The organism is Gammaproteobacteria bacterium (assembly GCA_030949385.1).
Lineage (GTDB): Bacteria > Pseudomonadota > Gammaproteobacteria > JAUZRS01 > JAUZRS01 > JAUZRS01.
Map to the genome: position 1 here is coordinate 365079 of JAUZSP010000001.1, position 24362 is coordinate 389440.

The 24362-nt window shown below is 50.1% G+C and carries 26 protein-coding genes and 2 pseudogenes; 4 read left to right on the forward strand and 24 right to left on the reverse strand.

All coding sequences use genetic code 11. The annotated features are described in order from the left end of the window. Nucleotides 1-37: 37 nt before the first annotated feature. The 8 genes from galU to Q9O24_01765 form a co-directional block, all read right to left on the reverse strand. Entirely contained in the window at nucleotides 38-922 is an 885-nt protein-coding gene (gene galU, locus Q9O24_01730) for a UTP--glucose-1-phosphate uridylyltransferase GalU (protein MDQ7073885.1), read from the reverse strand. Further along, nucleotides 909-2012, reverse strand: a complete 1104-nt coding sequence (gene alr / locus Q9O24_01735; protein ID MDQ7073886.1) for an alanine racemase — start codon at nucleotides 2010-2012, stop codon at nucleotides 909-911. The genes galU and alr overlap by 14 nt, the downstream gene beginning before the upstream one ends. Continuing rightward, complete coding sequence (gene dnaB / locus Q9O24_01740; protein ID MDQ7073887.1) at nucleotides 2009-3424, reverse strand: replicative DNA helicase; 1416 nt, start codon at nucleotides 3422-3424, stop codon at nucleotides 2009-2011. The genes alr and dnaB overlap by 4 nt, the downstream gene beginning before the upstream one ends. Before the next feature lie 114 nt (nucleotides 3425-3538). Continuing rightward, complete coding sequence (gene rplI, locus Q9O24_01745) at nucleotides 3539-3988, reverse strand: 50S ribosomal protein L9 (protein ID MDQ7073888.1); 450 nt, start codon at nucleotides 3986-3988, stop codon at nucleotides 3539-3541. Between the two features lie 62 nt (nucleotides 3989-4050). Then, entirely contained in the window at nucleotides 4051-4962 is a 912-nt protein-coding gene (locus tag Q9O24_01750) for a hypothetical protein (GenBank protein MDQ7073889.1), read from the reverse strand. 22 nt (nucleotides 4963-4984) lie between these two features. Beyond that, nucleotides 4985-5209, reverse strand: a complete 225-nt coding sequence (gene rpsR / locus Q9O24_01755) for a 30S ribosomal protein S18 (GenBank protein MDQ7073890.1) — start codon at nucleotides 5207-5209, stop codon at nucleotides 4985-4987. 36 nt (nucleotides 5210-5245) lie between these two features. Continuing rightward, nucleotides 5246-5686, reverse strand: coding sequence for a 30S ribosomal protein S6 (gene rpsF, locus Q9O24_01760; GenBank protein MDQ7073891.1), 441 nt, complete (start codon nucleotides 5684-5686; stop codon nucleotides 5246-5248). 143 nt (nucleotides 5687-5829) lie between these two features. After that, nucleotides 5830-6420 (reverse strand): DUF922 domain-containing protein, encoded by a 591-nt coding sequence (locus tag Q9O24_01765; GenBank protein ID MDQ7073892.1) that lies wholly within the window; start codon nucleotides 6418-6420, stop codon nucleotides 5830-5832. A gap of 82 nt (nucleotides 6421-6502) precedes the next feature. On the opposite strand from Q9O24_01765, the gene Q9O24_01770 reads away from it, so the two are divergent. Then, on the forward strand, nucleotides 6503-9241 hold the full coding sequence (locus tag Q9O24_01770; protein ID MDQ7073893.1) for a thrombospondin type 3 repeat-containing protein: 2739 nt from the start codon (nucleotides 6503-6505) through the stop codon (nucleotides 9239-9241). A 3-nt stretch (nucleotides 9242-9244) separates the two neighbouring features. On the opposite strand, the gene Q9O24_01775 is transcribed toward Q9O24_01770, so the two are convergent. Next, nucleotides 9245-9616, reverse strand: coding sequence for a VOC family protein (locus Q9O24_01775; GenBank protein ID MDQ7073894.1), 372 nt, complete (start codon nucleotides 9614-9616; stop codon nucleotides 9245-9247). Nucleotides 9617-9686: 70 nt separating this feature from the next. Here Q9O24_01775 and dapC point away from each other — a divergent pair, with 70 nt between their 5' ends. Beyond that, nucleotides 9687-10886 carry a succinyldiaminopimelate transaminase gene (gene dapC / locus Q9O24_01780; protein ID MDQ7073895.1) on the forward strand — a complete coding sequence of 400 codons (1200 nt, stop codon included), beginning with the start codon at nucleotides 9687-9689 and terminating at the stop codon, nucleotides 10884-10886. Nucleotides 10887-10919: 33 nt separating this feature from the next. Next, complete coding sequence (gene dapD, locus Q9O24_01785; GenBank protein ID MDQ7073896.1) at nucleotides 10920-11750, forward strand: 2,3,4,5-tetrahydropyridine-2,6-dicarboxylate N-succinyltransferase; 831 nt, start codon at nucleotides 10920-10922, stop codon at nucleotides 11748-11750. A 126-nt stretch (nucleotides 11751-11876) separates the two neighbouring features. On the opposite strand, the pseudogene Q9O24_01790 reads toward dapD, so the two are convergent. The 15 genes and pseudogenes from Q9O24_01790 to rpoE all read right to left on the reverse strand — a co-directional run bounded on the left by Q9O24_01790 (nucleotide 11877) and on the right by rpoE (nucleotide 22866). After that, nucleotides 11877-12110, reverse strand: a pseudogene (locus tag Q9O24_01790) (transposase). Between the two features lie 178 nt (nucleotides 12111-12288). Further along, on the reverse strand, nucleotides 12289-13110 hold the full coding sequence (locus tag Q9O24_01795) for a ferritin-like domain-containing protein (GenBank protein MDQ7073897.1): 822 nt from the start codon (nucleotides 13108-13110) through the stop codon (nucleotides 12289-12291). Further along, a complete protein-coding gene (locus Q9O24_01800; protein ID MDQ7073898.1) occupies nucleotides 13107-13259 on the reverse strand; it encodes a hypothetical protein in 153 nt (50 codons plus the stop codon). Before Q9O24_01800 ends, Q9O24_01795 begins: the two co-directional genes overlap by 4 nt. Beyond that, nucleotides 13256-13837: a DNA repair protein RecO gene (gene recO / locus Q9O24_01805; protein ID MDQ7073899.1), complete on the reverse strand. Its 582-nt coding sequence runs from the start codon at nucleotides 13835-13837 to the stop codon at nucleotides 13256-13258. Before recO ends, Q9O24_01800 begins: the two co-directional genes overlap by 4 nt. Then, the gene (era, locus tag Q9O24_01810) at nucleotides 13834-14736 is read right to left on the reverse strand and encodes a GTPase Era (GenBank protein ID MDQ7073900.1); all 903 of its coding nucleotides are present in this window, start codon (nucleotides 14734-14736) and stop codon (nucleotides 13834-13836) included. The genes recO and era overlap by 4 nt, the downstream gene beginning before the upstream one ends. 42 nt (nucleotides 14737-14778) lie before the next feature. After that, nucleotides 14779-15483 carry a ribonuclease III gene (rnc, locus tag Q9O24_01815; GenBank protein ID MDQ7073901.1) on the reverse strand — a complete coding sequence of 235 codons (705 nt, stop codon included), beginning with the start codon at nucleotides 15481-15483 and terminating at the stop codon, nucleotides 14779-14781. Then, nucleotides 15484-15858 (reverse strand): DUF4845 domain-containing protein, encoded by a 375-nt coding sequence (locus tag Q9O24_01820; protein MDQ7073902.1) that lies wholly within the window; start codon nucleotides 15856-15858, stop codon nucleotides 15484-15486. Nucleotides 15859-15871: 13 nt separating this feature from the next. Beyond that, nucleotides 15872-16687 carry a signal peptidase I gene (lepB, locus tag Q9O24_01825; GenBank protein MDQ7073903.1) on the reverse strand — a complete coding sequence of 272 codons (816 nt, stop codon included), beginning with the start codon at nucleotides 16685-16687 and terminating at the stop codon, nucleotides 15872-15874. 41 nt (nucleotides 16688-16728) lie between these two features. Beyond that, on the reverse strand, nucleotides 16729-18522 hold the full coding sequence (gene lepA, locus Q9O24_01830; protein MDQ7073904.1) for a translation elongation factor 4: 1794 nt from the start codon (nucleotides 18520-18522) through the stop codon (nucleotides 16729-16731). Beyond that, nucleotides 18523-18774, reverse strand: a complete 252-nt coding sequence (locus Q9O24_01835; protein MDQ7073905.1) for a glutaredoxin family protein — start codon at nucleotides 18772-18774, stop codon at nucleotides 18523-18525. Then, entirely contained in the window at nucleotides 18771-20180 is a 1410-nt protein-coding gene (locus Q9O24_01840; protein ID MDQ7073906.1) for a DegQ family serine endoprotease, read from the reverse strand. Before Q9O24_01840 ends, Q9O24_01835 begins: the two co-directional genes overlap by 4 nt. Before the next feature lie 60 nt (nucleotides 20181-20240). Then, complete coding sequence (locus Q9O24_01845) at nucleotides 20241-20705, reverse strand: SoxR reducing system RseC family protein (protein ID MDQ7073907.1); 465 nt, start codon at nucleotides 20703-20705, stop codon at nucleotides 20241-20243. Then, nucleotides 20702-21673, reverse strand: a complete 972-nt coding sequence (locus tag Q9O24_01850; protein ID MDQ7073908.1) for a MucB/RseB C-terminal domain-containing protein — start codon at nucleotides 21671-21673, stop codon at nucleotides 20702-20704. The genes Q9O24_01845 and Q9O24_01850 overlap by 4 nt, the downstream gene beginning before the upstream one ends. 13 nt (nucleotides 21674-21686) lie before the next feature. Beyond that, entirely contained in the window at nucleotides 21687-22277 is a 591-nt protein-coding gene (locus Q9O24_01855) for a sigma-E factor negative regulatory protein (protein MDQ7073909.1), read from the reverse strand. Continuing rightward, nucleotides 22264-22866 carry an RNA polymerase sigma factor RpoE gene (gene rpoE / locus Q9O24_01860; protein MDQ7073910.1) on the reverse strand — a complete coding sequence of 201 codons (603 nt, stop codon included), beginning with the start codon at nucleotides 22864-22866 and terminating at the stop codon, nucleotides 22264-22266. The genes Q9O24_01855 and rpoE overlap by 14 nt, the downstream gene beginning before the upstream one ends. Before the next feature lie 195 nt (nucleotides 22867-23061). Here rpoE and Q9O24_01865 point away from each other — a divergent pair. Then, nucleotides 23062-24167, forward strand: a pseudogene (locus tag Q9O24_01865) (FAD-dependent oxidoreductase). Nucleotides 24168-24362: the final 195 nt, after the last annotated feature.

Consider the following 24362-nt stretch of genomic DNA (forward strand, 5'->3'; position numbering starts at 1 on the left):
AAATGAATTGGTTCTCTCAACAGCAATAAAAAGCACCTTAGTCCAGCGACGGTATCTGCAAATCCTGCAAATACGCACGGAATCGCTGCTTGAGCTGCGGGTGTTTCAAAGCGTATTCCACCGTCGCTTGCAAATAACCCAGCTTACTGCCGCAATCAAAGCGTTTGCCTTCAAACTCATAAGCCAACACCTGCTCTTTTTGCAGCAGTTTCACAATCGCATCGGTGAGTTGAATTTCATTGCCTGCATCTCGTCCCGTCAGTTCTAATTTTTGGAAAACAGAAGGCGATAAAATATAACGCCCCACCACCGCCAAATCAGAAGGCGCTTGATCCAACGTGGGTTTTTCCACCATCGCCTTAATCTGCAATAAATTTGACTCCAAACGCTGACCATCAATCACGCCATAACGACTCACTTCCGCCATGGGCATCCGCTCAACCCCGAGCACCGAGCAGTGGTGACGGTTGTAGACCTCCACCATCTGCGACAAACACGGTTGCTCGCCGCCATCAATCAAATCATCAGCCAAAATCACCGCAAACGGCTCATCGCCCACCACCGGTTTGGCACACAACACCGCATGTCCCAAACCCAAGGCTTCCGGCTGGCGAATGTAAACGCAGTCCACATGGGGCGGCAAAATGTTGCGCACCAGATCCAACATCTCTTGTTTGTCCGCCAGCTCCAGCTCACGCTCCAACTCGTAGGCTTTATCAAAATGATCAGGAATTGAACGCTTGTTGCGGCCGGTGATAAAAATCAAGGTTTCAATGCCCGCCGCCACCGCCTCTTCAGCGGCGTACTGAATCAAGGGTTTATCCACAATGGGCAGCATCTCTTTTGGATTTGCCTTGGTGGCAGGCAGAAACCGCGTACCCATGCCTGCTACTGGAAAGACCGCTTTTTTAATTGCTTTCATTGCCAATTCCAGTCTCTCCGTTTCTTCCCAGTTCTAAATTTTTAGTCGCCCCGCACAACAACTCATAGGCAAGGGTGCTCGACGACTGTGCTACCTCATCCACCGGCAAACCTTCCCCCCAAAGCAGCACCTCGTCACCCACTTTGGCCTCTGGCACAGCACGCAAGTCAACATTAAGCAGATCCATCGACACACGGCCAATCAATGTGGCCCGTTTTCCGGCAATCAACAGCGGTGTACCCACCACAGCCTGACGTGGATAACCGTCACCGTAACCGATAGCCACCAGCCCCATAAGCGTATTTTCTGGTGCCGTCCAACTGCCAGCGTAACCCACCCTCTGCCCTTTGCAGATCGGCTTAATCGCCATCAGACGACTGGACAAACTCATCACCGGACGCAAATTCCAATCGGCAGCCGTACCACTTACAAAAGGGTTCGCTCCATAAAGCATTAAACCTGGGCGCACCCAATCAGCGCGACTCTCAGGAGTGGCCAATAAGGCCGCCGAATTGGCCAGACTGCGCTCACCAGCCAACCCCTGCGTACAGTCATTAAAACAGGCCAACTGCTGAGCGGTAACCGGGCTGTCAAGCTCATCGGCAGAGGCCATGTGACTCATCAGCCCCACCTCATGTTGCACCACTGAACTGCGTTTAAGCTGTTGATACACCTCTCGAACGTCCGCCGGATAAAACCCCAAACGCCCCATACCCGTATCGATTTTCAGCCAGATGCGAATGGCCGCCGAGTCTGAATCACGCAACATCTGTAACTGCTCGGCATGATGCACCACCGCAATCAAATTCAACTGGGCAAACAGCTCTATTTGCTCAACGTCATGGAAGCCCTGCAACACCAAAATGGGCTGAACAAGACCCGCATGACGCAGACGAATCGCTTCGTCCAAACAGGCCACGGCCAAGCCATCCGCGTGTTGCAACGCTTTCGCAATCGCAATCAAACCATGGCCATAGGCGTTGGCTTTCACCACCGCCATCACCCGACTGCCCGCAGCCGCTGTTTGCGCCACAGCCAAGTTGTGCCGCAAAGCGTCCAGATCCACCTTGGCAGTGGCCGCTCGCTTCACTCAAACTCCTCATCGCCACCGTACATCTCCGGCGAAAAGTTCTCAAAACGGGTGTATTGTCCCAAAAAGGTCAAGCGACAGGAACCAATTGGACCGTTACGCTGTTTGCGAATCAAAATTTCTGCACTGCCTTTGGCTTTGCTCTCTGGGTCATACACTTCATCGCGGTAGATAAAGGCAATCACATCGGCGTCTTGCTCAATGGCACCGGACTCACGCAGATCCGACATCACCGGACGTTTATCAGTACGTTGCTCCAAGCTTCGATTCAGCTGAGAGAGCGCCAACACCGGTACATTCAGCTCTTTCGCCAGTGCTTTTAAGTTCCGCGAGATCTCTGAAATTTCACTGGCACGGCTCTCCATCGCACTGCCACGACCACTGCCCTGCATCAACTGCAAATAATCGATCACAATCATGCTCAAACCGTGTTCACGTTTCAGTCGCCGCGCCCGCGCCCGCAATTCCGAGGAATTCAGAGCCGGTGTGTCGTCCACAAATAAGTTTGATTTTTGCGTCAATAACGAAATGGATGAGGTGATGCGTGGCCAATCAGAATCTTCCAACTGACCGGTACGCAATTTTTGCAGCTCCACCCGTCCCAGTGAAGCGATCATTCTCATCGCCAACTGAGAACCGGGCATCTCCATACTAAAGACCGCCACCGGCTCATCTTGAGTCAACGCCACATGTTCAGCAATGTTCATCGCAAAGGTGGTTTTACCCATCGAAGGACGACCAGCAATAATCACCAAATCAGAACGCTGCATCCCAGAGGTCATCTGATCAAACTCATCAAACCCCGTGGCAATGCCGGTAATCGGATCGTCATTGGTGAACAGCGTGTCAATCTGATCCACCGCATCACTCAAAATCGAACGGATGTTTTCAAAACCCTGTTTATTACGGCTGCCCTGCTCGGCAATGGCAAACACCTTGGTCTCCGCTTCATCCAATAACTCCGCACTGCTACGACCCTGAGAGTGATAGGCCGAGTCGGCAATTTCATGCCCCACCGCTGCCAGTTGACGCAACACCGAACGCTCCCGCACGATGTCCGCATACGCGGTAATGTTAGCCGCACTGGGGGTGTCCCGTGCCAAGGTGCCTAAATAGGCCAGCCCTCCGGCGTTTTCCAATTCGGAGTGTTCTTGTAACCACTCGGAGAGCGTCACCACATCCAGTGGCGACTCAGCCGCAGCCAAAGCCTGAATGGAACGAAAAATCAGTCGATGATCACGGCGATAAAAATCGTCCTCTGCCACGCGATCGGCAATGCGATCCCAAGATTCATTGCTCAACATCAAACCACCCAGCACCGCCTGCTCCGCTTCTACAGAGTGAGGCGCTACCTTAAGGGCTTGAACCTGCTCATCCATGGGCGCTTCAAAATTATCAAAAAAGTCACTCATGAAGGCAACACGACTCCGCACAAAGTGCAATGGGGTTGGAACGCGCGATTATATACGCAAAAAAAAACGGCTGCACATGGGCAGCCGTTCTTAAAGCGATGTTAAAACAGACTGTTATTCAGTCGCTTCAACCACCACTTTGACCACGGCATCCACATCACTGTGCAGATGCAAGTCAATATCAAACTCACCCACGTTACGCAACGGCCCTTCGGGCAGACGCACTTCGCGTTTTTCGATCTCAACACCGGCTTCAACCACCGCTTCAGCAATGTCAGCCAAACCAATGGAACCGAACAACTTGCCTTCGGTACCGGCTTTAGAAGCGATGGTCACAACCATGCCTTCCAGTTTATCGGCACGGGCTTGAGCCAGAGCCAATTTCGCCGCCGCTTCTTTTTCCAGTTCGGCGCGAGAGGCTTCAAACGCCTCAAGGTTACGTTTGGTCGCCATTTTAGCCAAGCGACTTGGTACCAAATAGTTACGTGCATAACCTGGTTTTACTTCAACCAGATCACCCAAACCGCCTAAATTTTCAACTTTATCAAGCAAAATAACTTGCATTGTATTATCCCAACGTCAAAGAGTACTGCCACAAAACGATCAAACGCTTGTCCAGCCTCCACTTAATGATTAGATGAAACACCCTTACTTATACGAGCACGAATATCGCCCCACGCATCCACCATCCCCAAACCCGCCAACGCCATCGACACCTGCGGCAGCATAAACAGCAAACCCGCATACAGCACCACCAGCCAACGACCGTTTACTTTTTTCAGCACAACAATGGCATGCACCACCGCCAAGCCCTGAAACAGAAACAGCGTCACCGCCACCGAGGCCAAAGCCGCCAGCAGAGGCGAGCCCACCAGCAACGACAACAACAAGACAGCCACCGCCAGCAGAGAGGCTCTCAAACCGAGTCTCAAGTTATGAAACTCCTGCTGAAAACCGCCCTGATTGTAGAGCCGTGCTTGCCACCACCGTGCAATCAGCAAACTGACGGTCAAACTGACCACCAGCATGGCTGCAATCGCAGCGGTCATCATGCTCGATAACTCGGCCAACATCTCGGTTTGCTCATCGGCTGACAACTTCAGTTCGGCGAAAAAATCCACCATAAACGGACTGAGCATCTCGCTCCAGACCCGAGTCTGATCCGGCACCAACAAGAAGATCATCAGCACCAGCACCACTGCCAAAGCAGCAACACCGTGCAGACTGATCGCCAATGAAACGCGGCTTCGCAGCAAATACGCCACCAGCAACATGGGCAACCAGTTAAACAACATCAAACTCAAGGCTTGCATCAGCAGCAACTGATTGACCGTGGCGGTCACCAACAAGGTAGCCAACAACGCCATGCCCAAGGCTTTAAACGCAGCGGGCAGACCTTCACGCAGACAGACCAGCGCCAAAATGGCGTTACTCAGCCAGACCAAGGGCGGCAGCATCAAGGAGAACAGCAATAACATGCTGCTCACTAAAGCCGCTTGAAACGGGCCACGCATGGCGAATGTAGCAAGAGCGATCATAGAGTGTGTCGTATCTCAGCGATCAGTGTTGATCGCTGTAAGGCAGCAGTGCCAAAAAGCGAGCGCGTTTTACCGCCGTTGACAACTGACGCTGGTAACGTGCTTTGGTACCCGTGATGCGACTGGGGACAATTTTACCAGTCTCGGTCACATAGTTTTTCAGCGTATCGAGATCTTTGTAATCAATCTCAACCACATCTTCGGCGGTAAAACGGCAATACTTTCTGCGTCTAAAAAAACGAGCCATGATCTATTCCTCTTAAATTTGGTCGAAAGCCAACGCTTATTCAGCGTTGCTGGCAGGAGCAGGAGCAGGAACCGCATCAGCAGCGGGCGCCGCTTCTTCAGCAGGAGCCGGAGTGGCATCCGCCGCTGGTGCTGGTGCTGGTGCTGCTGCACGAACTTCTTCTTTTTTCGCCAAGAAAGAGGCTTCACTCTCAGCCGCTTTACGGCTCAGAACCATGTTACGCAACACAGCGTCGTTGAAACGAAACACTTCGGTCAGCTCATTCAGAGCCTCTTTGCCACATTCAATGTTCATCAACACGTAGTGTGCTTTATGGATTTTGTTGATTGGGTAAGCCAATTGACGGCGACCCCAATCTTCCAAACGGTGGACGGCACCGCCGGAATTTTCGATGATGCCTTTGTAACGATCAACCATCGCTGCAACTTGTTCGCTTTGATCTGGGTGAACCAGAAATACCACTTCATAGTGTTTCACAAAACACTCCTTTCGGGTTGGCAGCCTTATCCTAAAGGGACGAAGGCAAGGAGAAGGAGACCCAGAGAAAAACCTCAGGCACTCCCGTAAGGGAGCGGATTCTACGGAAGCTGACGGGGTAAAGCAATCTTAGAAACAGATTGTTACCACTTACGTTTTTTCAAACGCGGGAAAATCACCCCTTCCCAGACCCCATGCCAGCTCAGCGCATCGTAACGGCGGTTTTTTTCTCTCAGTTCAGCCATCAGGTCAGCGGTTATTTTTTCCACCTTAAGCTGCAATTTTTGGCAATTGGGCTGGCTTAAATTGAGTAAATTTTGATCTATTTTATGTGCTGTTTGACGCGCAAAAAAACCGTGTTGATGTTCATGCGCAGTCAAAGCCCGATGGTAACGCGCCCACTGTTTTTGCCATTTAACATGCGCCTGATCTTTATTGACCCAGTTGGGCAAGGTGTAATGTTGGTCTAAAACCACCGTCACCGAGACAACGCGACAGCCCTGCCGATTCACGATTTTTTCATAGCTCCAGCGCAAACGGCTGCGCGCCATGCCATGAAAACGCTTCCCGCGATGATCTTTCGGGCCATGCAGGCTAAGCTGATAGCGCAGCGCCAAGGGCGCAGTTGCACGAAGGTCGTAATACTCCGTTGTGCTGTTTTCCGAGACATGCGCCAAAGTAGAAAACGGTAATAAAACCGCCCAAAAAGGCCAAAACCTGATCAAACATTGCAATTTAAGGCACTCTCTGTAGGATATTGAAGCAGCTTAGAACGAATTTTAATCATAAAAACAGCGCTGAGGAGAGAATAAAACAATGAGGAAACTGAACACCTACTGGTTATTAAGTCTGTTTCTATTCACCTTCTCTCTTCAAGCAGCCCCCTCCATTTCCAGCGATATCAGCCAAACAAGACAAGTTGCGAATCCCGTTGAACTCGCCTATCAAGCTGAATTTTACCAACACGATGGCAATGACATCCTCTATTTGATCGACCAAGACTCGCTGAGTGTTTTTCGCTGGTCAAGTATCAGCAACAGTTACCTCAGCAGTTGGGCGTTACTCGATCCACCCACCTCAGTCGCTCTATCCACAACACATAATCGCCTCTACTTGGGCTACTCCAGCGGCAAAATCAGTTACTTTGATCTCAGTCTGATCAACCCTGTAGAAACTCACTTTGCCAATTTAACCCTATCTGTAAAACACCTACTTGCTACCAACAACCATCTATTTGCCACGGATTTGTCTGGTTTCTGGGCGACGCATTACAGTTTTGATATTAACGCGACTCTGCTTGACTCCAAAATGTCCAATGACCTCAGTCTCGAGTATGTTTGGAATCCCGTCAATAACCGTATCTATCATTACAACACCTTTTTAAACAACACCATTGAGTGGCAAGAGATTGATCAAACAACAGGTTTATTTACTCTTAGCGGCTTCGCCCCCTATCAAGCAAACAGTTTCCTCACGATCAACTTTCCCTTACGTCTCAGCGACGACGGACTGTCCCTGTTAAACGGGGAAGGGAAAATCCTTGACGCAACATCACTCACTCTACTCAATACCTTACCCAACACTGTTTCGGATGCCGCTTGGATTAATGGCTCATTGTTTACAGTTAAAAAGGCTTCACCCGAGCTGCAATTTTGGGATAACAACTACGGATTAACGGCAAACTATCCGCTACTGGACAGCCGCTCAGCACGGATTTTCAACTCCAATGGAAAGTTGCTGTTGGTAAAACAGCTCCCTAATGGCCCCGCATTTAGCCTTTTCGATCCAAACAACCTTCCTGACAGTGACGGTGATGGCACTCATGACCTAAGCGATAACTGCATTTCACTCATCAATCCAGCACAACTTGATAACGACGTGGATGGACAAGGTGATCTTTGCGATCTGGATGACGACAACGATGGCCTGCCCGACACACTGGAAGTTCAACTGGGTCTAAATCCTCTCAACGCCAGCGATGCCGAAGGCGATCTAGACAGCGATGGTTTTAATAATCGAGTGGAATATCTACTAGGGTTTGACTTAAACAACGCGGCTTCAATCCCAACAGCGTTAACAACCTATCAAGAAGGTTTTGAAAATGGCTGGCCAGCCGGTTGGTTTAACCCAAGCAATCTTGGCTGGACACTTCAAGCAGGTGGTTTTGAAGGACAACACGCTCTCGCATCAACCCCAGTTACAGACACACTTTTAAGCAATGAAGTCAATTTTACAGCTCTATTTGGTCAAGAGGGCTCTTTCAGTTTTCAATTTAAGTCCACCAGCGATAGCTACAATACCTACTTACTCTTGTCAATTGATGGTGTGACAGTACCTGCGACCTTTTTATACGGTTCCAAACTCTGGAGTTTGGCAAGTATCATCGTCCCAGCAGGTTTGCATACCATTACCTTTAAAATGGTTCTCAATTATTCCAGCACAATTGAATCTAACAATTCTTATCTTATCGACAACATTCAATTTGGAGCCGATAAAGATCAAGACGGTGTTATCAACCTTCTCGACAACTGCCCAATTGTTTCCAATCCTCATCAAACTGACAATGACCAAGACGGCCTTGGTAATGCCTGTGACCCAGAACCCAATACAGCCAATATTAATATCGACAGCGATGGCGACCTCATCCCTGACTTTAGTGATAACTGCCCTAACACCCCCAATCTGGGACAAGAAAATTTCGACTTCGATAGCCTGGGCGACCTGTGTGATGCAGATTTAGATGGCGATGGCATTAATAATGACGTCGAACAACGTTATACTTTTCTGAATGAACGTGATCCCACTGATGCAAACACAGACTTTGATTTCGATGGTTTATCAAACCGAGCTGAAATTCTGCTGGGTACTGCACCAGACAGAGGAAATGCAGCACCAACCATATCTCTGCTTGAATATTACCCACTGGGCAATCTGACATGGAATTACAGCGATTCCTTCGACAGTCTACAAATTTCAATGCAGACCAGCAGCAAAACGGGTCAATTTGAAATTGAATATCGCTCGAATGGGAGTTTGTTATACATCGATCATATAGAGCTGCGCTCGAACGGCGTCTATCTGCTCAAAAGCCAAGACCTCGGTGACAAAATCACCATCAGCTATCAAAATTTTCTGTTCATACCCAGCCAGATAAAACTGGGAGAAAGCCTCATTTCCAACTGGAGTGCAACTGCCAGTCAAAATGGACAAACTGTTCCATTAACAAACTGCACTCAAACAATCAGTTCTATTTCAGTCAATCAACAACGATGGAATAACAAAGACCATCTATCAATTGACTTAACAAATCAGGCCAGCTGTCAAAATAGTGGCTCTCTTTTCGATATTCGCACTACGTATGTGAAAGGAATCGGTGAAATAACAATTGAACAATTTTCACTGGAGACCTTAACCATCACCTCCCTAGCTGACCTATCACAAGTCGCCAGCGGTACAACTTCTGGTGGCAATGGTAGCAGCGGCGGCAGCCTACCGTGGTTTGCCCTGCTGTTATTCGGCCTGCGTTACTGCTCTGCAAAACCCAAGAGGCACTGACCCTCAAACCACCTCGATCAACTCCAGCGTATTGCCGTCATCATCACGGCAAAACAGCGCCCTGCGCCCCGATTTGCTTAAGGTATACACGCGCCCTGCTGTTTCCAACGCATCAATCACCTCCTGTAAATTCAACACCGAAACCGCCAAATGGCGATCACGCCCACCGTGCTCCGGTCGCCCTTCAATGGGGTCAGGATTGGGCAGCTCCAACAGATGAATCTGCTGTTCGCCCAGATTCAACCACGCACCAGCAAAACCGAGATCGGGGCGATCTTCACACACCTTCAAGCCCAAAATACCCTGATAAAACGCCAAGGCTTTGGCCGTATCCGCCACCACAAAACTGACGTGGTGTATTGCTTTGATGTTCATCCTTTTCCTCCCTTTGCTGAAATGCACCGCAATGGCTTATAATCGAGCCTTTTTGTCGCAGAGACTTTGTATGAACTCGGATCTGGCTCGCCTGCAACCCTACCCCTTTGAACAACTCAAACACCTGCGCGCTGGGGTCGTCGCCAATGCGGCATTATCCCCCATTGCACTGGGCATTGGCGAACCCAAACATCCGCCACCGGAATTTGTCCTGCAAACTCTGCGTGACAACCTTGACGGCATCGCCAACTACCCACTGACCAAAGGCAGCACCGCCCTGCGCCAGAGCATTGCCGCATGGCTGACGCGCCGCTTCAAACTGCCTACCGAAAGCCTTGATCCAGAGCAACACGTTCTGCCCGTCAACGGCACCCGCGAGGCGCTGTTTGCTTTTTCGCAAGCGTTGCTGAACCGCAACAGCCAAAAAGATCTGGTTTTGATGCCCAACCCCTTCTATCAAATTTACGAAGGTGGGGCGCTGCTGGCCGGTCTGCAACCGTGGTTTTACAACACCGTCGCCGAGAATCAATTCCAACCCGACTTTGATGCCATTCCCGAGGTGGTCTGGCAGCGCTGCCAACTGCTGACCCTCTGCTCACCCAGCAACCCCACGGGCAGCGTACTCAGTTTGGCCACCTTGCAAAAACTGCTCAATCTGGCCGAAAAATACGACTTTATCATCGTCAGTGACGAATGTTACTCCGAGATCTACTTTGACGAACACCATCCGCCTGTCGGTCTGCTGCAAGCGGCGGCGGCGATGGGCAACCTTGATTACCGTCGCTGCGTGGTGTTTCACAGCCTCAGCAAACGCAGCAATCTGCCTGGACTGCGTTCCGGTTTTGTTGCTGGAGATGCCGCTCTGCTGAACACCTTTTTGCTTTATCGCACCTACCACGGCAGCGCCATGTCCCTGCCGGTGCAGGTGGCCAGCGTTGCCGCATGGAACGACGAAACACACGTCAAGGTCAACCGCGACCTCTATCGAGAAAAGTTTGCCGCCGTGCTGGAGATTCTCAAGCCTGTGCTGGAGGTACAACCGCCCGATGCGGCCTTTTACCTCTGGCCTAAAACCCCGATCAGCGACACCGAATTTGCCTTAGGCCTCTACCGCAAACAGAACGTTGGCGTATTGCCTGGCAGTTATCTTTCGCGCCCCGCACACGGCCTCAACCCTGGTAATCAGCAGATTCGCCTCGCACTGGTGGCCGAACTGAACGAATGTATCGAAGCCGCAGAACGCATCCGTGCCTACTGCGAAACCCTTTAACCCCCTCCAATTGAAGAAGAGTAAACAGAACCCATGAGTCACCAACAACTGCAACAGATCATCGAAGACGCCTTTGAAAAACGCGCCGAATACACCCCCGCCAACGCCCCCAGCGACCTGCGTGATTCCGTCAATCACGCCATTCAACTGCTCGACCAAGGCAAATTGCGCGTTGCCGAACAGCGCGGTGTGGGTGATTGGGTGGTCAATGAATGGTTGAAAAAAGCCGTGCTGCTCTCCTTCCGTCTCAACGACAACAAGCCAATGGACGCCGGTTACACTCAGTTCTACGACAAAGTGGAGTCCAAATACGCCGACTACACCCCCGAGCAATTTGCCGCTTCTGGGGTGCGCGTGGTGCCTTCGGCGCTGGCGCGTAAAGGCAGCTACATCGCTTCTGGCACGGTGTTGATGCCCTCTTACGTCAACATCGGTGCGTATGTGGATTCCGGCACGATGGTGGACACTTGGGCTACCGTTGGTTCTTGCGCGCAGATCGGCAAAAACGTGCATCTCTCTGGCGGTGTCGGCATTGGTGGTGTTTTGGAGCCGTTGCAAGCCTCGCCCACCATCATTGAAGACAACTGCTTTATCGGCGCACGTTCCGAGGTGGTCGAGGGGGTGATTGTTGAAGAGGGTTCGGTGATTTCGATGGGCGTGTACATCGGCCAGAGCACCCGCATTTATGACCGTGCAACCGGTGAAGTGCATTACGGACGGGTGCCAGCCGGTTCGGTGGTGGTCTCTGGCAACTTGCCTTCCAAAGACGGCAAATACAGTCTTTATTGTGCGGTGATTGTGAAAAAAGTGGATGCCAAGACGTTGAGCAAAGTGGGCATTAACGAGCTGTTGCGGGACATTTAAAGCGTTTCAAGGTGCAATGCCCAAGGGTTTTGCACCCAAACCCACCAATACCGCCAAGGTCATAATCCGTAAGCACTCAATAAACCCCACCTTGAAGTGAGCAGTCACATTGCGTAGACCTTAAACTCAGTTGCTCACATTCCAAGGCAACAGCGCCTCAATCTCTTCAACGCAGTTGGGACGAAGGGCGTTTTCGGCTCCGTTGTTGTCAATCTCCAAATGACCGTCTTCAAGGCACACCTGCCACTTCTGCCAATTTTTCTCCAGATAGCTCAACGCTTTACCCAACAGTCCTTTAGGCAAGACGTGATTCTGATTTTTGTCGAGCCAAGCTCGGAACTGTTGCAAGATCGGTTTGGCCTTCTGACACCTCTCGCCACAGCTGGATCACCTTAATTTTCAGGAGCTGCCCGCTGGGCAGTTAAGTTTACTTATTCAACTCACCGGACAACTACCCTGACACAGGGGGTAAGCTGCAAACACCGCCTAAAAAAGTCAAATCCATCACCACAAAACACCTCCCCCAACACAACAGGGATCACTTCCTAACCACCAAACGCGCCTGATCCAAGCGATTCAGCTCATCCAACTCGGCTTGCGTAAAGCCCGCTTGCAGCCGCGCCACTTCATCAAAAGGCCCGCGCAACGCCCCGCCCATGTGTTGATCCAACAAGGTTTTGAAGGTCTGCATCGGCTCTTCGCCCTCCTGTTCACAGGCATACAGAAACCACTCATTGCCAATTTTTACATGACCAATTTCATCGCGCTGAATGATTTTTAAGATCTCCACCGCACGCTGATCTTCAATCTGCTCCAATTTTTTAATAATACCAGGAGTGACATCCAAGCCCCGCGCCTCCAGCACCCGTGGCACCAGAGCCATGCGTTCCAATACGTTGTCTTGAGTTTTCAGCGCCATCTCCCACAAACCGTTGTGCGCCGGAAAATCGCCGTAATCCGCACCCAAGGTCTGCAAATGTTCACGCAACAGGGAAAAGTGCAACGCCTCCTCTTCCGCCACCAACAACCAATCCAGATAAAATTGACGCGGCATCTCAGCAAAACGGTACAGGGCATCCAGCGCCAAATTAATCGCATTAAATTCAATGTGAACGATGGCATGAATCAACGCTTGATGACCTTGCGCTGATTTTAAACTGCGCCGAGGAACCTTTCTTGGCTCCACCAACAGCGGCTTTTCCGGGCGGCCCGGCTGCTCTAACCGCTCCGCTGCCGACCGCTGCCAGCTTAATTTTTCCGCCCGCAGATCAAGCGCCAGTTGACGGATTTTTTCCACCTTCACGGTCGGATCAGACTCGATCAACGCCGCGTAAGTCGCTCTTTGTACGCTCAAGGTCATTTTTTTCTACCCAATCCAAAACGAAACAGCGCCCGACTCTGCAACGGCTTACTGCCCAAATGTTGATTTAACAGCGTTCTTAGCAGGCGCTTAATCGGCAATTTACACTCATCCGACAACACAAAAGGCGCGCTTAGCAGCGTCTTCACACAGGCGTAGGACAGAGGGAACGATGTCGTTTCAGCTTTAGACAAAGCAAACACCTCACCGCGCTCAAGATCAAAGGCAAAAGCGTTGATCGGCACACAGCGAATTTTTCTCCGGCAGCACCAGACGCGTAACCCAACAGCGCCAACAAGCGCAGCTCAAACAGGCGCAACACCGCTTCCAATGTATCGGGATTGTGATCAGAGAGTTGCACTAAACCCTGCTGATAAAGGGAAAACAGCTCCGGCAGTGGGTCTTCCCGCTCACTCAAACGCATGAGCAGTTCATTCAGATAAAAACCGCACAACAAGCTCTGTGAATGCAGTGCAAAGGCCGCCTGAGACTCCTCGGCATGAATCAAACTGTACAGCTCGCCTCGACCTGTCCAAGAGAGCAGCAGCGGTGTAAAAGGCTGCAACAGCCCGCGCCACGGCGATTTATTCCGCCGTGCGCCGCGCGCCACCAAACCGACACGGCCAAACTCAGGCGTATACACCTCCAGCAGCAGGCTGCTGTTTTGATAAGGACGACGATGAAGCACCAGCGCATCTTGCAATTCGACGCGCTGCGAACGACTCATTCCACCCCATAACCCAAACTGTGCAGAGCGCGTTCATCGTCGGCCCAGCCCTGTTTGATTTTCACCCACAATTTCAGGTTCACTTTATTATCAAACAATTTTTCCATCGCCTTACGCGCCCGAGTACCAACCTCTTTTAATTGCCTGCCGCCTTTGCCAATAACAATGCCTTTTTGGCCGCTGCGCTCCACCCAAATAATGGCGTGAATGTGATTGACGTTGTTCTCGTATTTAAACCGCTCAATCTCAACGCTCAAACCGTAGGGCAGCTCCTGATCCAACATGCGCGTAAGTTGCTCGCGCACCAATTCTGCCGCTAAAAAACGTTCGCTGCGGTCGGTCAATTGATCTTCAGGGTAAATCGGCATCTGCTCGGGCAACACCTGATTTACTGCGGTTTCCAAATGCTCAACGTTGCTGCCTTTTTTAGCCGAAATGGGGATGATCTGCGCAAAATCGTGCATCTCAGAGAGCTGCTGCAAAAAGGGGAAAAGCAGCTCTTTTTCCGGCACCTCATCGACTTTATTCACCGCCACAAACACCGGTGCCTCTGATTTTTTTAACTTCTCCAACACCAGCTGATCGTTGTCGCTCCAGATCAAGGCCTGCACCACAAAAATAATCGCATCCACATCGTGAACCGCGCTGCTGGCAGAACGGTTTAAGACCCGGTTCAACGCCCGTTTGCCGCCGCCATGAATACCTGGGGTATCCACATAAAGGGTTTGGATGCCGACCTCCGATTTAATCCCCAAAATACGGTGACGGGTGGTTTGCGGTTTGTGAGCGGTAATGCAGAGTTTCTGCCCTAAAATTTGATTCAGCAGAGTGGATTTGCCCACATTCGGGCGGCCAACAATGGCCACATAACCACAACGTGGCGGTTTTTCTTCAAACATAAAAATTCCAAAAAAACAGTAAGGTAAACTCAGCCTGTTTGGCTAAGTCTGTTTGGCGGTTTTTTTCAGCGTGACTTGCTCTAAAATCAGCAAGGCTGCCGCTTGTTCCGCTTTGCGACGGCTGGTAGCCGTGGCTTGTGAGAGGTGGTCTAACTCTTTAATTCGGCACTCAACGGTAAATTTTTGCTCATGCGCTTTGCCCATCGCATTAATAACTTCATAGGCGGGCAGAGCCAATTTACGCGATTGGAGATACTCTTGCAGACGGGTTTTAGGGTCTTTCAAAATATCACTGGAAGGAAGATTCTGCAAACGATCTTTGAACAGATGCAAAATCACCGTGCGGCAAGAATCAAAACCGCTGTCCTGATAAATTGCACCTAAAATCGCTTCCACCGCGTCAGCTAAAATAGAATCGCGCCGATAACCGCCGCTTTTTAACTCCCCGCCACCGAGCTTCAAACAATCACCCAAGTCAAGCTCACGGGCAATCACGGCCAGAGTTTCACCCTTCACCAAGCTGGCACGCAGACGGCTCAGATCGCCTTCGTTGCAGTTTGGTTTGAGCTGAAACAGTTCCGCAGCAATGACAAAATTTAATATGCCATCCCCTAAAAACTCCAGTCGCTCATTATTACGGCTGCCCACACTGCGATGAGTCAAGGCATCTTGCAACAGTTGCGGCTGTTTAAAAGAATACGCTAATCGGCGTAACAGAGCCGAAAGGGGGCGGTTTAAATCTCTCATTTAACGACTGAACTCACGTTTAAACACCAACACCCCATCCAAGTTACCCAACAAAGGGGTACGCACCTCATAATCGAGCAGTAACTTTATTCCATCATCTTTGTCACCCATTCGAATGACCAGTGCTTCACTGGCTTTCAATGCTCGTAAATTATTGATTCTAAAGCGTTGATTGATCGCTTGACGCATCGCCACTCGGCCTTTTTTTAACAGCGAGTCATCCTCCATCACCGACTTAGCCACAGAGACAACAGTAAAATAATCCACATAAACAGGGATTAAGCGGACAAATATCAGCAACAAAACCCCAAAAATAACGACATTGAGCATTTTTCCCAAGGTAATTGCACCGCTCTGACGCTGTGTGATCCGCATAATAATGACTCCACTATTCTATAGATTGCCCAAGCCGAGACCAAGTAACCCCCGACCCGTTCCAATTCATCCAGATTGCAAAGGCCCTGCCAACCAAATTTTCATCGGGCACAAAACCCCACACACGGCCATCATTACTGTTGTCCCGATTATCGCCCATAACAAAATAGTGGCCTTCTGGAACCGTGTAACGCCCCTCAGGGCTGTTGTAGCGGCTTGGCGTAATGAGCATGGAATGGTTCACCGTACCCAAATCTTCTTTAAACTCAACCGTCGCCAAACCACCACGCGCTTCTTTAGCGCTCTCAAACAGGCCTACTTTTTCCACTGAAATGCGCTCACCATTGATGTAGAGCACTTTATTAAAATACTCGACTTGATCTCCAGGCAGGCCAATCACCCGTTTGATGTAATCGACATTTGGGTTGCGAGGATAACGAAACACCGCCACATCCCCCCGCTTGGGCTTGCCCACATCGATCACTTTTTTATTCAAAACCGGCAAACGCACCCCATAGGAAAATTTATTCACCAAAATAAAATCACCCACCAACAGCGTTGGCAGCATCGAGCCTGAAGGGATTCGGAACGGCTCCACTAAAAATGAACGTAACAGCAGCACCACCAGCAACACGGGAAAAAAAGAACGGGCGTATTCAACTAAAATAGGTTCGCCTGGGCGCTCGCGCTTGCCTTCGACCTCCGACATCGCGCCCGGTTTAGCCAGTGCTTGGCTGCGTTTTTTTGCGAAAAAAAACGCATCAATTGCCCATACAACTCCCGTAATACCCGTTCCTATGACCAGCATTAAGGCAAAATCAAAATTCATTTACAAAGACCTTCTTATCGTTTTAAGCAAAAATAAATGTGTTATTTACGATCCACTTGCAAGACCGCCAAAAAAGCCTCTTGTGGAATTTCCACGCGACCAATCTGCTTCATGCGTTTTTTACCGGCTTTCTGTTTCTCCAGCAACTTGCGTTTTCGACTGATGTCACCGCCGTAACATTTAGCAGTAACGTTTTTACGCAACGCTTTAATGCTGGAACGGGCAATAATATGGCTGCCAATGGCCGCCTGCACCGCCACATCAAACATCTGCCGTGGAATAATTTCTTTCATCTTATCGGTCAGCTCACGCCCACGCCCTTGCGCACGGTCTTTGTGTACGATAATTGACAGTGCGTCAACACGATCACCGTTAATCAGCACATCCACTTTGACCAGATCCGCCGCTTGAAAACGTTTAAACTCGTAATCAAAGGAAGCAAAACCACGGCTGACGGATTTAAGCCGGTCAAAAAAGTCCAGCACCACCTCGCTCATGGGCATCTCGTAAGACAGAGATATTTGATTACCCAAATACTGCATGTTTTTCTGCACACCGCGTTTGTCGATGCAAAGTTTGATTACATCACCAACAAACTCTTGCGGCACCAAAATATTGGCCTCAATAATCGGTTCACGAATCTCATCCAGTTTATTGACCACTGGCATTTCAGAGGGGTTGTGGATGTAAAACAGCTCGCCTTTGGTATCCAATAACTCATAGACCACCGTCGGTGCCGTGGTAATCAAATCCAAATTGTATTCACGTTCCAGCCGCTCTTGCACAATTTCCATATGCAACATGCCAAGGAAACCGCAGCGGAAGCCGAACCCCAACGCCTGCGAGGTTTCCGGTTCAAAATTCAATGACGCATCATTGAGCCGCAATTTTTGCAACGCATCACGAAAATTATCGTAATCATCGGCACTGATGGGAAACAACCCAGCAAACACTCTCGGCTGCACCTCTTGAAACCCAGACAAGATCTCTTCCGAAGGGTTTCGCAAGGTGGTAATGGTATCACCCACCCTTGCTGCATCAATGTCCTTAATACCTGCGATAATGTAACCCACCTGCCCCGCACTGATCGAATCCGTCGGCAGACGCTTGGGGGTAAAGATTCCCACCTGATCAATTAAAAAATCACGCCCCGAAGACATCATGCGCAGTTTGTCTTTTTTCGCCAAACGCCCCTGCATCACGCGAACCAAGGTAATCACACCAACAAAATTGTCAAACCAAGAGTCAATGATCAACGCCTGCGTTGCCGCCTCAGGATCTCCTACCGGAGCTGGAACTCGCTCTACAATTTGCTCCAGCAGATCATCAATGCCCAAGCCGCTTTTGGCACTCACCAACAGCGCATCACCCGCTTCAATGCCAATGATCTCTTCAATTTCATTGATGACACGCTCAGGATCAGCGGCGGGCAGATCCACCTTATTCAAAACCGGCACCACTTCCAGCTCTTGTTCGATGGCGGTATAACAGTTGGCCACACTTTGCGCTTCCACCCCTTGCGAAGCATCCACCACCAGCAACGCCCCTTCACAAGCAGCCAAGGAACGTGAAACCTCATAAGAGAAATCCACATGGCCTGGCGTATCAATAAAGTTGAGGTGATAGGTCTCACCGTTACGCGCCTTGTAATCCAATGAAACGCACTGCGCTTTAATGGTGATGCCACGTTCCCTCTCCAGATCCATAGAATCCAGTACTTGCGCTTCCATTTCACGTTCGCTCAAACCACCACAGATCTGAATAAAACGATCAGCAATGGTGGATTTACCGTGATCAATATGGGCAATAATGGAAAAATTGCGGATGTTTTTCATCTACTCGGGTACCTTGATTGCAAGTGCCCGTCTTAGAGCGTCCTTGTCCAGCTGGTAAAAACAGATCTCGTTATCCCCATGATTTAACACTGGAACAAACTCGTTATAACGTTGTTTCAACTCTGTATCTCGATCAATATCAACCACTTCAAACTCAAATTGCCACTCAATACCCAATTGCTGCAACTCCCTTTGCATCGTTTCACACAAATGACAATAAAGGCGGCTGTAAAGGGTCAGTTTTGGCCTCATTTTTCAGCGAGTTTCAGTGCCAAAAAGATCGGTCCATCATGACGCTGCACCAAAACTGAAATGGAACGCCCCTTTTGCAAGGTTTTCATAATGGCATCAAAATCAACCACACTGTTGATCGCCTTGTTATCCAACATCACAATCACATCACCACTGCGAATGCCGCTGACCGCAGCGGGTCCCTTAAAGACTTTTTGCACCAGCACGCCAGCTTGCTGCAAACCCAGTTCTTGACGCAATTTGTCGTCCACCTCTTCGACTTCAATCGCCAGACGATTGCGTTCCTTGATACTGGATTTGGGTTTTGCATCGGCCAACTGCACCTGCTCCGGAAGCTCGCCAATCTTCACCTTAAGCTGCACTTTTTTGCCGTTGCGAATCACCTCAACTTGCGCCACTTCATCCACATGGATTCGCCCCACCAGCGGCGGCAGATCCGTTGAGGTCGAAACACGCTGACCATTAAAACGAGTGATGATGTCGCCCACCCGAATCTCTGCCGCAGCCGCTGGGCTGTTATCCAACACCCGCGCCACCAACGCTCCGTGTGCCGCCTCCATCGCAAAAGATTCAGCCAACTCACGGGTCACTTCTTGGATGATCACCCCCAACCAGCCGCGCGTCACCTTGCCTTTGGATTTGAGCTGCTCCACCACATCCATCGCCACTTCGATGGGGATCGCAAAAGAGAGCCCCATAAAACCACCGGTGCGACTGTAAATTTGTGAGTTAATCCCCACCACTTTTCCTTCCAAATTAAACAGCGGCCCACCGGAATTCCCTGGGTTAATCGCCACATCGGTCTGGATAAAAGGCACGTAATTCTCATTGGGCAAACTGCGCCCCTTCGCACTGACAATGCCCTGAGTCACACTGTGCTCGAACCCAAAGGGTGAGCCAATCGCCAGCACCCACGCCCCCACTTGCAAATTGCTGGAGGTGCCGATGTTCACCACCGGCAACGATTCGGCACTGACCTTCAATAACGCAATGTCACTGCGACCATCCACCCCAATGACTTTTGCCAACAGCTCACGCCGATCATGCAGGCGCACCACAATTTCGTCAGCGCCTTCAACCACATGATTATTGGTTAAAATATAACCATCGGAAGAAATAATAAAACCCGATCCCAGCGAGGTGGAATCTTGATACTCCGGCATCTCTCCGCCTTCACCAAAAAAGCGGCGAAACAGTTCACCAAAAGGGCTGTTTTCCAGATCGGGGATTTTATCCATACCGCGCGGCAAAAAATTGCGCCGCTCAACCCGCTTGGTGGTGCTAATGTTCACCACCGCCTTGTGGTTTTCCGCCACCAAACGGGTAAAGTCCGGCAAACTGGCCTGCACGGGCATGAATAAAAACGGCACAACCAACAGAGTAAGCCACTTAATCGCGGTCTTCATAGTTTCTCCTGCGAAACGGCAAAAATAGGGAATAATAATCAGCAAAGATCAAACAACAACTCAATCGGCTGACACATGCAGAGGCCACACTTTACGCAAAATGACCGGTTGATGGTGGGGGTTTTTTGAGATACGACGAGTGTAATAACGTAACCAAAAAAAGCCTAAACCTAATCCCAACAGGCCGCCAAAAATTGATCCAATTTCGACCCATTGAGGCTCTTCTATGAGCTGCTCTCCAAGTATGGCGAATAATAACATACTCAACAAGGGAGCGGCATAGACTGCCAAAGAGCCTTGTATCAAAGCCGCATCGGGAATCCCGACGACCACCGAATCACCCAAACCGGCAGAAATAGAGTTCAGCACCTTAATCCGGCTCATGCGACGACCCAGCACGTTGGCCAGCACCGACGTGCCGCAACCGCCACTGACCGCACAAGAACCACAAGCGGAGCGACGCTCCACTTCCACCCAAGCGTAGTCACCGTCAAGCTCGCTGATGCACGCCTGCTCTTCTATCATGACGGCTCTTTATCCGAAGAGGGCGTAACCGGTGTAATTGATTGAGCAATCAACTTAACGGTCTGCATCGGCACCTCTCCCACCACCGTAATTTGATGATCGCCAATGACTCGACCGTAGACCGTCACCGCACCCATTTTCGACATACCTTGGAAACGTTCTTTTTCCGAGAGCAACTTTTCAATAAAAATTGAGACACTGGCCAACCCATCGGAATAGACCGTATGAAAGATCGGCATACCCTTCGAGCTCATGGTTTTTTCCGTCTGAGAAGTTAAAACAAAACCCTCAGGCACCTCTTTAATGAACCACGGCGAGCTGAATTTAAGCGGTGCCTTGCTCTCTTTGCCATGATGCCAGATAAAACCTTTGCCACCAGAGATCGAAACAAAACGCTCCTTTGGCACTTTGTCCAACAGAGTCAGCTCGGTAAACATCACCACTTCAATGATTTTCCCCTCGGAATCCAATAAATCGGAGCGCAATAACAGATCGCTTTTTTGATCCAACCAAAGCCGATAGCCGTAACGAAACGCATCCTTAGGATGAATACTGAGCAAACGGGCATCACGCCCCACCACTCGCTCTCCTTCTGTTACCAACAGATCGTAAAAACGATCCAAACGTCCCACAGAGTCTGGCACAGTGGACAAAAAAGGCGAACGAGGATCAGATTTACTCACCGTCACCGACTGACTGTTGGGCCAAATACAGATCACAGAATGATTGTCTCGAATCACTTCACGAGCTTCGCCATTAAGAGAGAAGAGTCGCTCACGTTCATGTTCGCCATCATGGCCGTGCACAATGCGCATCAACTCCAACTCAGAGCCATGTTGATAGACAAAGACCCCTTCATAATTATGGGTTTTCATGGCAACGGACATGCGATCCAGCCACTGACGAACCTCGTCGGCAAACAGGGGTGAAGCCAACAGTGACAACAAGAGTATGACGAAGATCCGCATTTGAGTTAGCGCCCTATTGATCGTAACCAGCCAAACGAGAGTAAGGAACCACTCCCTGCACTTCACCCAAGACCGTGTGTTCCGTATGGGTGGCCAAATAACCGTTTAGACGTTTTTCAATCGCAGAACGGTGCAAATTCCAGCGCGTCCCTTGCAGCGGTGCGGCAACCAAACGCACATCCTGGCGAGGTTGTAATAACATCAAGGGCTGAGATTGCTCTGCCAACTGCTGATCGACACCTACCTCGTTTTGTAAACTTCGCAAACCCACAATGGAGACCAAAGCCACACTCGCGGCAATCGCAAAACCGGCGACCCCTTTGAGCAAGGTACTGCGAGTCAAAATTGTCCGCAACGCTCTAGGCGCTAAAATGGCCGGTTCATTATCGATGGCATCTCGCACCGAAGCGGCAAAATTGGTGCTCAACAGCGGCACATCACCTTGTACTCCATCAGAGATCAAGTGATAACGCCCCCACCTCAATTTCAAATCAACCTGCTCAGACTCCGCCATCAAATTTAATATATGTTTTTGCTCTCTGGCATCACTCTCTCCATCCATCAAGGCTGACAATGACTCATTAACTTGTTTATTCGTTGACATAATGTTCTTCCGTCTCATCAAGAAGAGGTTTTAGATTGTGATCTATCGCCTCACGCGCTCGAAAAATACGGGAGCGCACCGTGCCAATGGGACACTCCATCACTTGGGAAATCTCAAGATAAGACAACCCCTCCAGCTCCCGCAAGGTAATGGCCACCTTCAACTCTTCAGGCAACTCATTAATCGTGCGGTGTACCACCTCTTTCACCTCGTTGGACAACAACTCATGTTCCGGTGTTGCATAGTCCCTGAGTAAATCCGCCCCCTCGTACTGCTCCGCCTCTTGCGAATCCACCGTACCGAGAGGGGCTTTACGTCGATTGGAAACCAAAAAGTTTTTCGCTGTATTCACCGCAATGCGATACATCCAAGTATAAAAGGCACTGTCACCGCGAAAATTCTTTAAACCACGGTACGCTTTGATGAACGCCTCTTGCGCCACATCCTGAACATCCGCCGGATTTTTAACAAAACGCAAAATCAGGTGAGCAATTTTGTGCTGGTACTTCAATACCAACAGATCAAAGGCTGCTTTATCACCCCGCTGTACTCGTCTTACCAACTCAAGATCAATATCTCTCTCGCCCATTTGGGCAGACTCCTTACTCTTGCCGCCCAAATCGCTAGGATAGACCGCAAAATTTTTTGTTGGTTCTTTTTTTGTACCGCTTTTTCAAAAAAAGCAGGTAGAATGCCGCTGTTCGTTCGCCATGTTAAAACTTAATCGCCTTAACCCTCGCTCATGGGGGACAAAATACACAGACCGGCTCATCTCTACAAGCAAATGCAAAAAAAACAGAAACAATACGACGTTTTAATTATCGGCTCCGGTGCTGCTGGGCTGACTTTGGCTCTGCAATTGGCTCCTCATGCTCAAGTCGCGGTGCTCTCAAAAAGTGCTTTGAAAGACGGCAGCACCTTCTACGCCCAAGGCGGCATCTCCGCAGTCTTGGACAAAGAGGACAGTTTTGCCTCCCATGCTCAGGACACCCTCAATGCAGGGGCAGGTCTGTGCAACCCCGAAACCGTGCAATACGTGGTCACTCACGGCCCTGACAGCATTCATTGGCTTGAGTCATTGCAGATGCCGTTCACCCAATGCGACGATGACAACGGCGGTTCACACTACCATCTTACCCGCGAAGGCGGCCACAGCCATCGCCGCGTCATTCACGCCGACGATGCCACCGGCCAAGCATTGGCAAACACCCTAGAATCTCAATCACGCCGCCACCACAATATAACTTTGTTTGAACATCACAACGCCGTCGATCTGATCACCAAGCGCAACAACAAGGGCAAAAAAGAGTGCATCGGCGCTTACGTTCTCAATCGAGAGCGGCAACAGATCGAGACCTTCTTGGCTCCCATTGTCATTTTAGCCAGTGGTGGTGCCAGCAAAGTCTACCTCTACAGCAGCAACCCCGATGGTTCTACCGGCGACGGCATCGCCATGGCGTGGCGAGCGGGCTGTCAAGTAGCAAACATGGAGTTCATGCAGTTCCACCCTACCTGTCTCTATCACCCCAAAGCCAAATCGTCACTGATCTCTGAGGCGGTGCGCGGTGAAGGTGGAAAATTATTGTTGCCCGACGGCACTGCTTTTATGCATAAATTTGATCCACGCGCCGAACTCGCTCCCCGCGACATCGTTGCCCGCGCCATTGATCATGAAATGAAACGCCTCGGCGTTGATTGCCTCTATCTGGACATCAGCCACAAACCCGCCAACTTTATTCTCAAACACTTCCCGAACATTTATCAAAAATGCCAAATGTTTGGTATCGACATGACCCAAGAACCAATTCCCGTGGTACCAGCAGCCCACTACACCTGTGGGGAGTGGTGACCGATCTCAACGGTCGCACCCAACTCTCCGGCTTGTATGCCATTGGCGAAACCGCCCACACCGGCCTACACGGAGCCAATCGCATGGCCAGTAATTCTCTGCTGGAGTGTCTTGTTTTTGCCCGTTCTGCCGCCGAAGATATTATTAATCACCAACTCAATAAACCGCGAAAAAACAGAAATATTCCCCTTTGGGATGAAAGTCGGGTCACCAATTCTAACGAAGAGGTGGTGGTC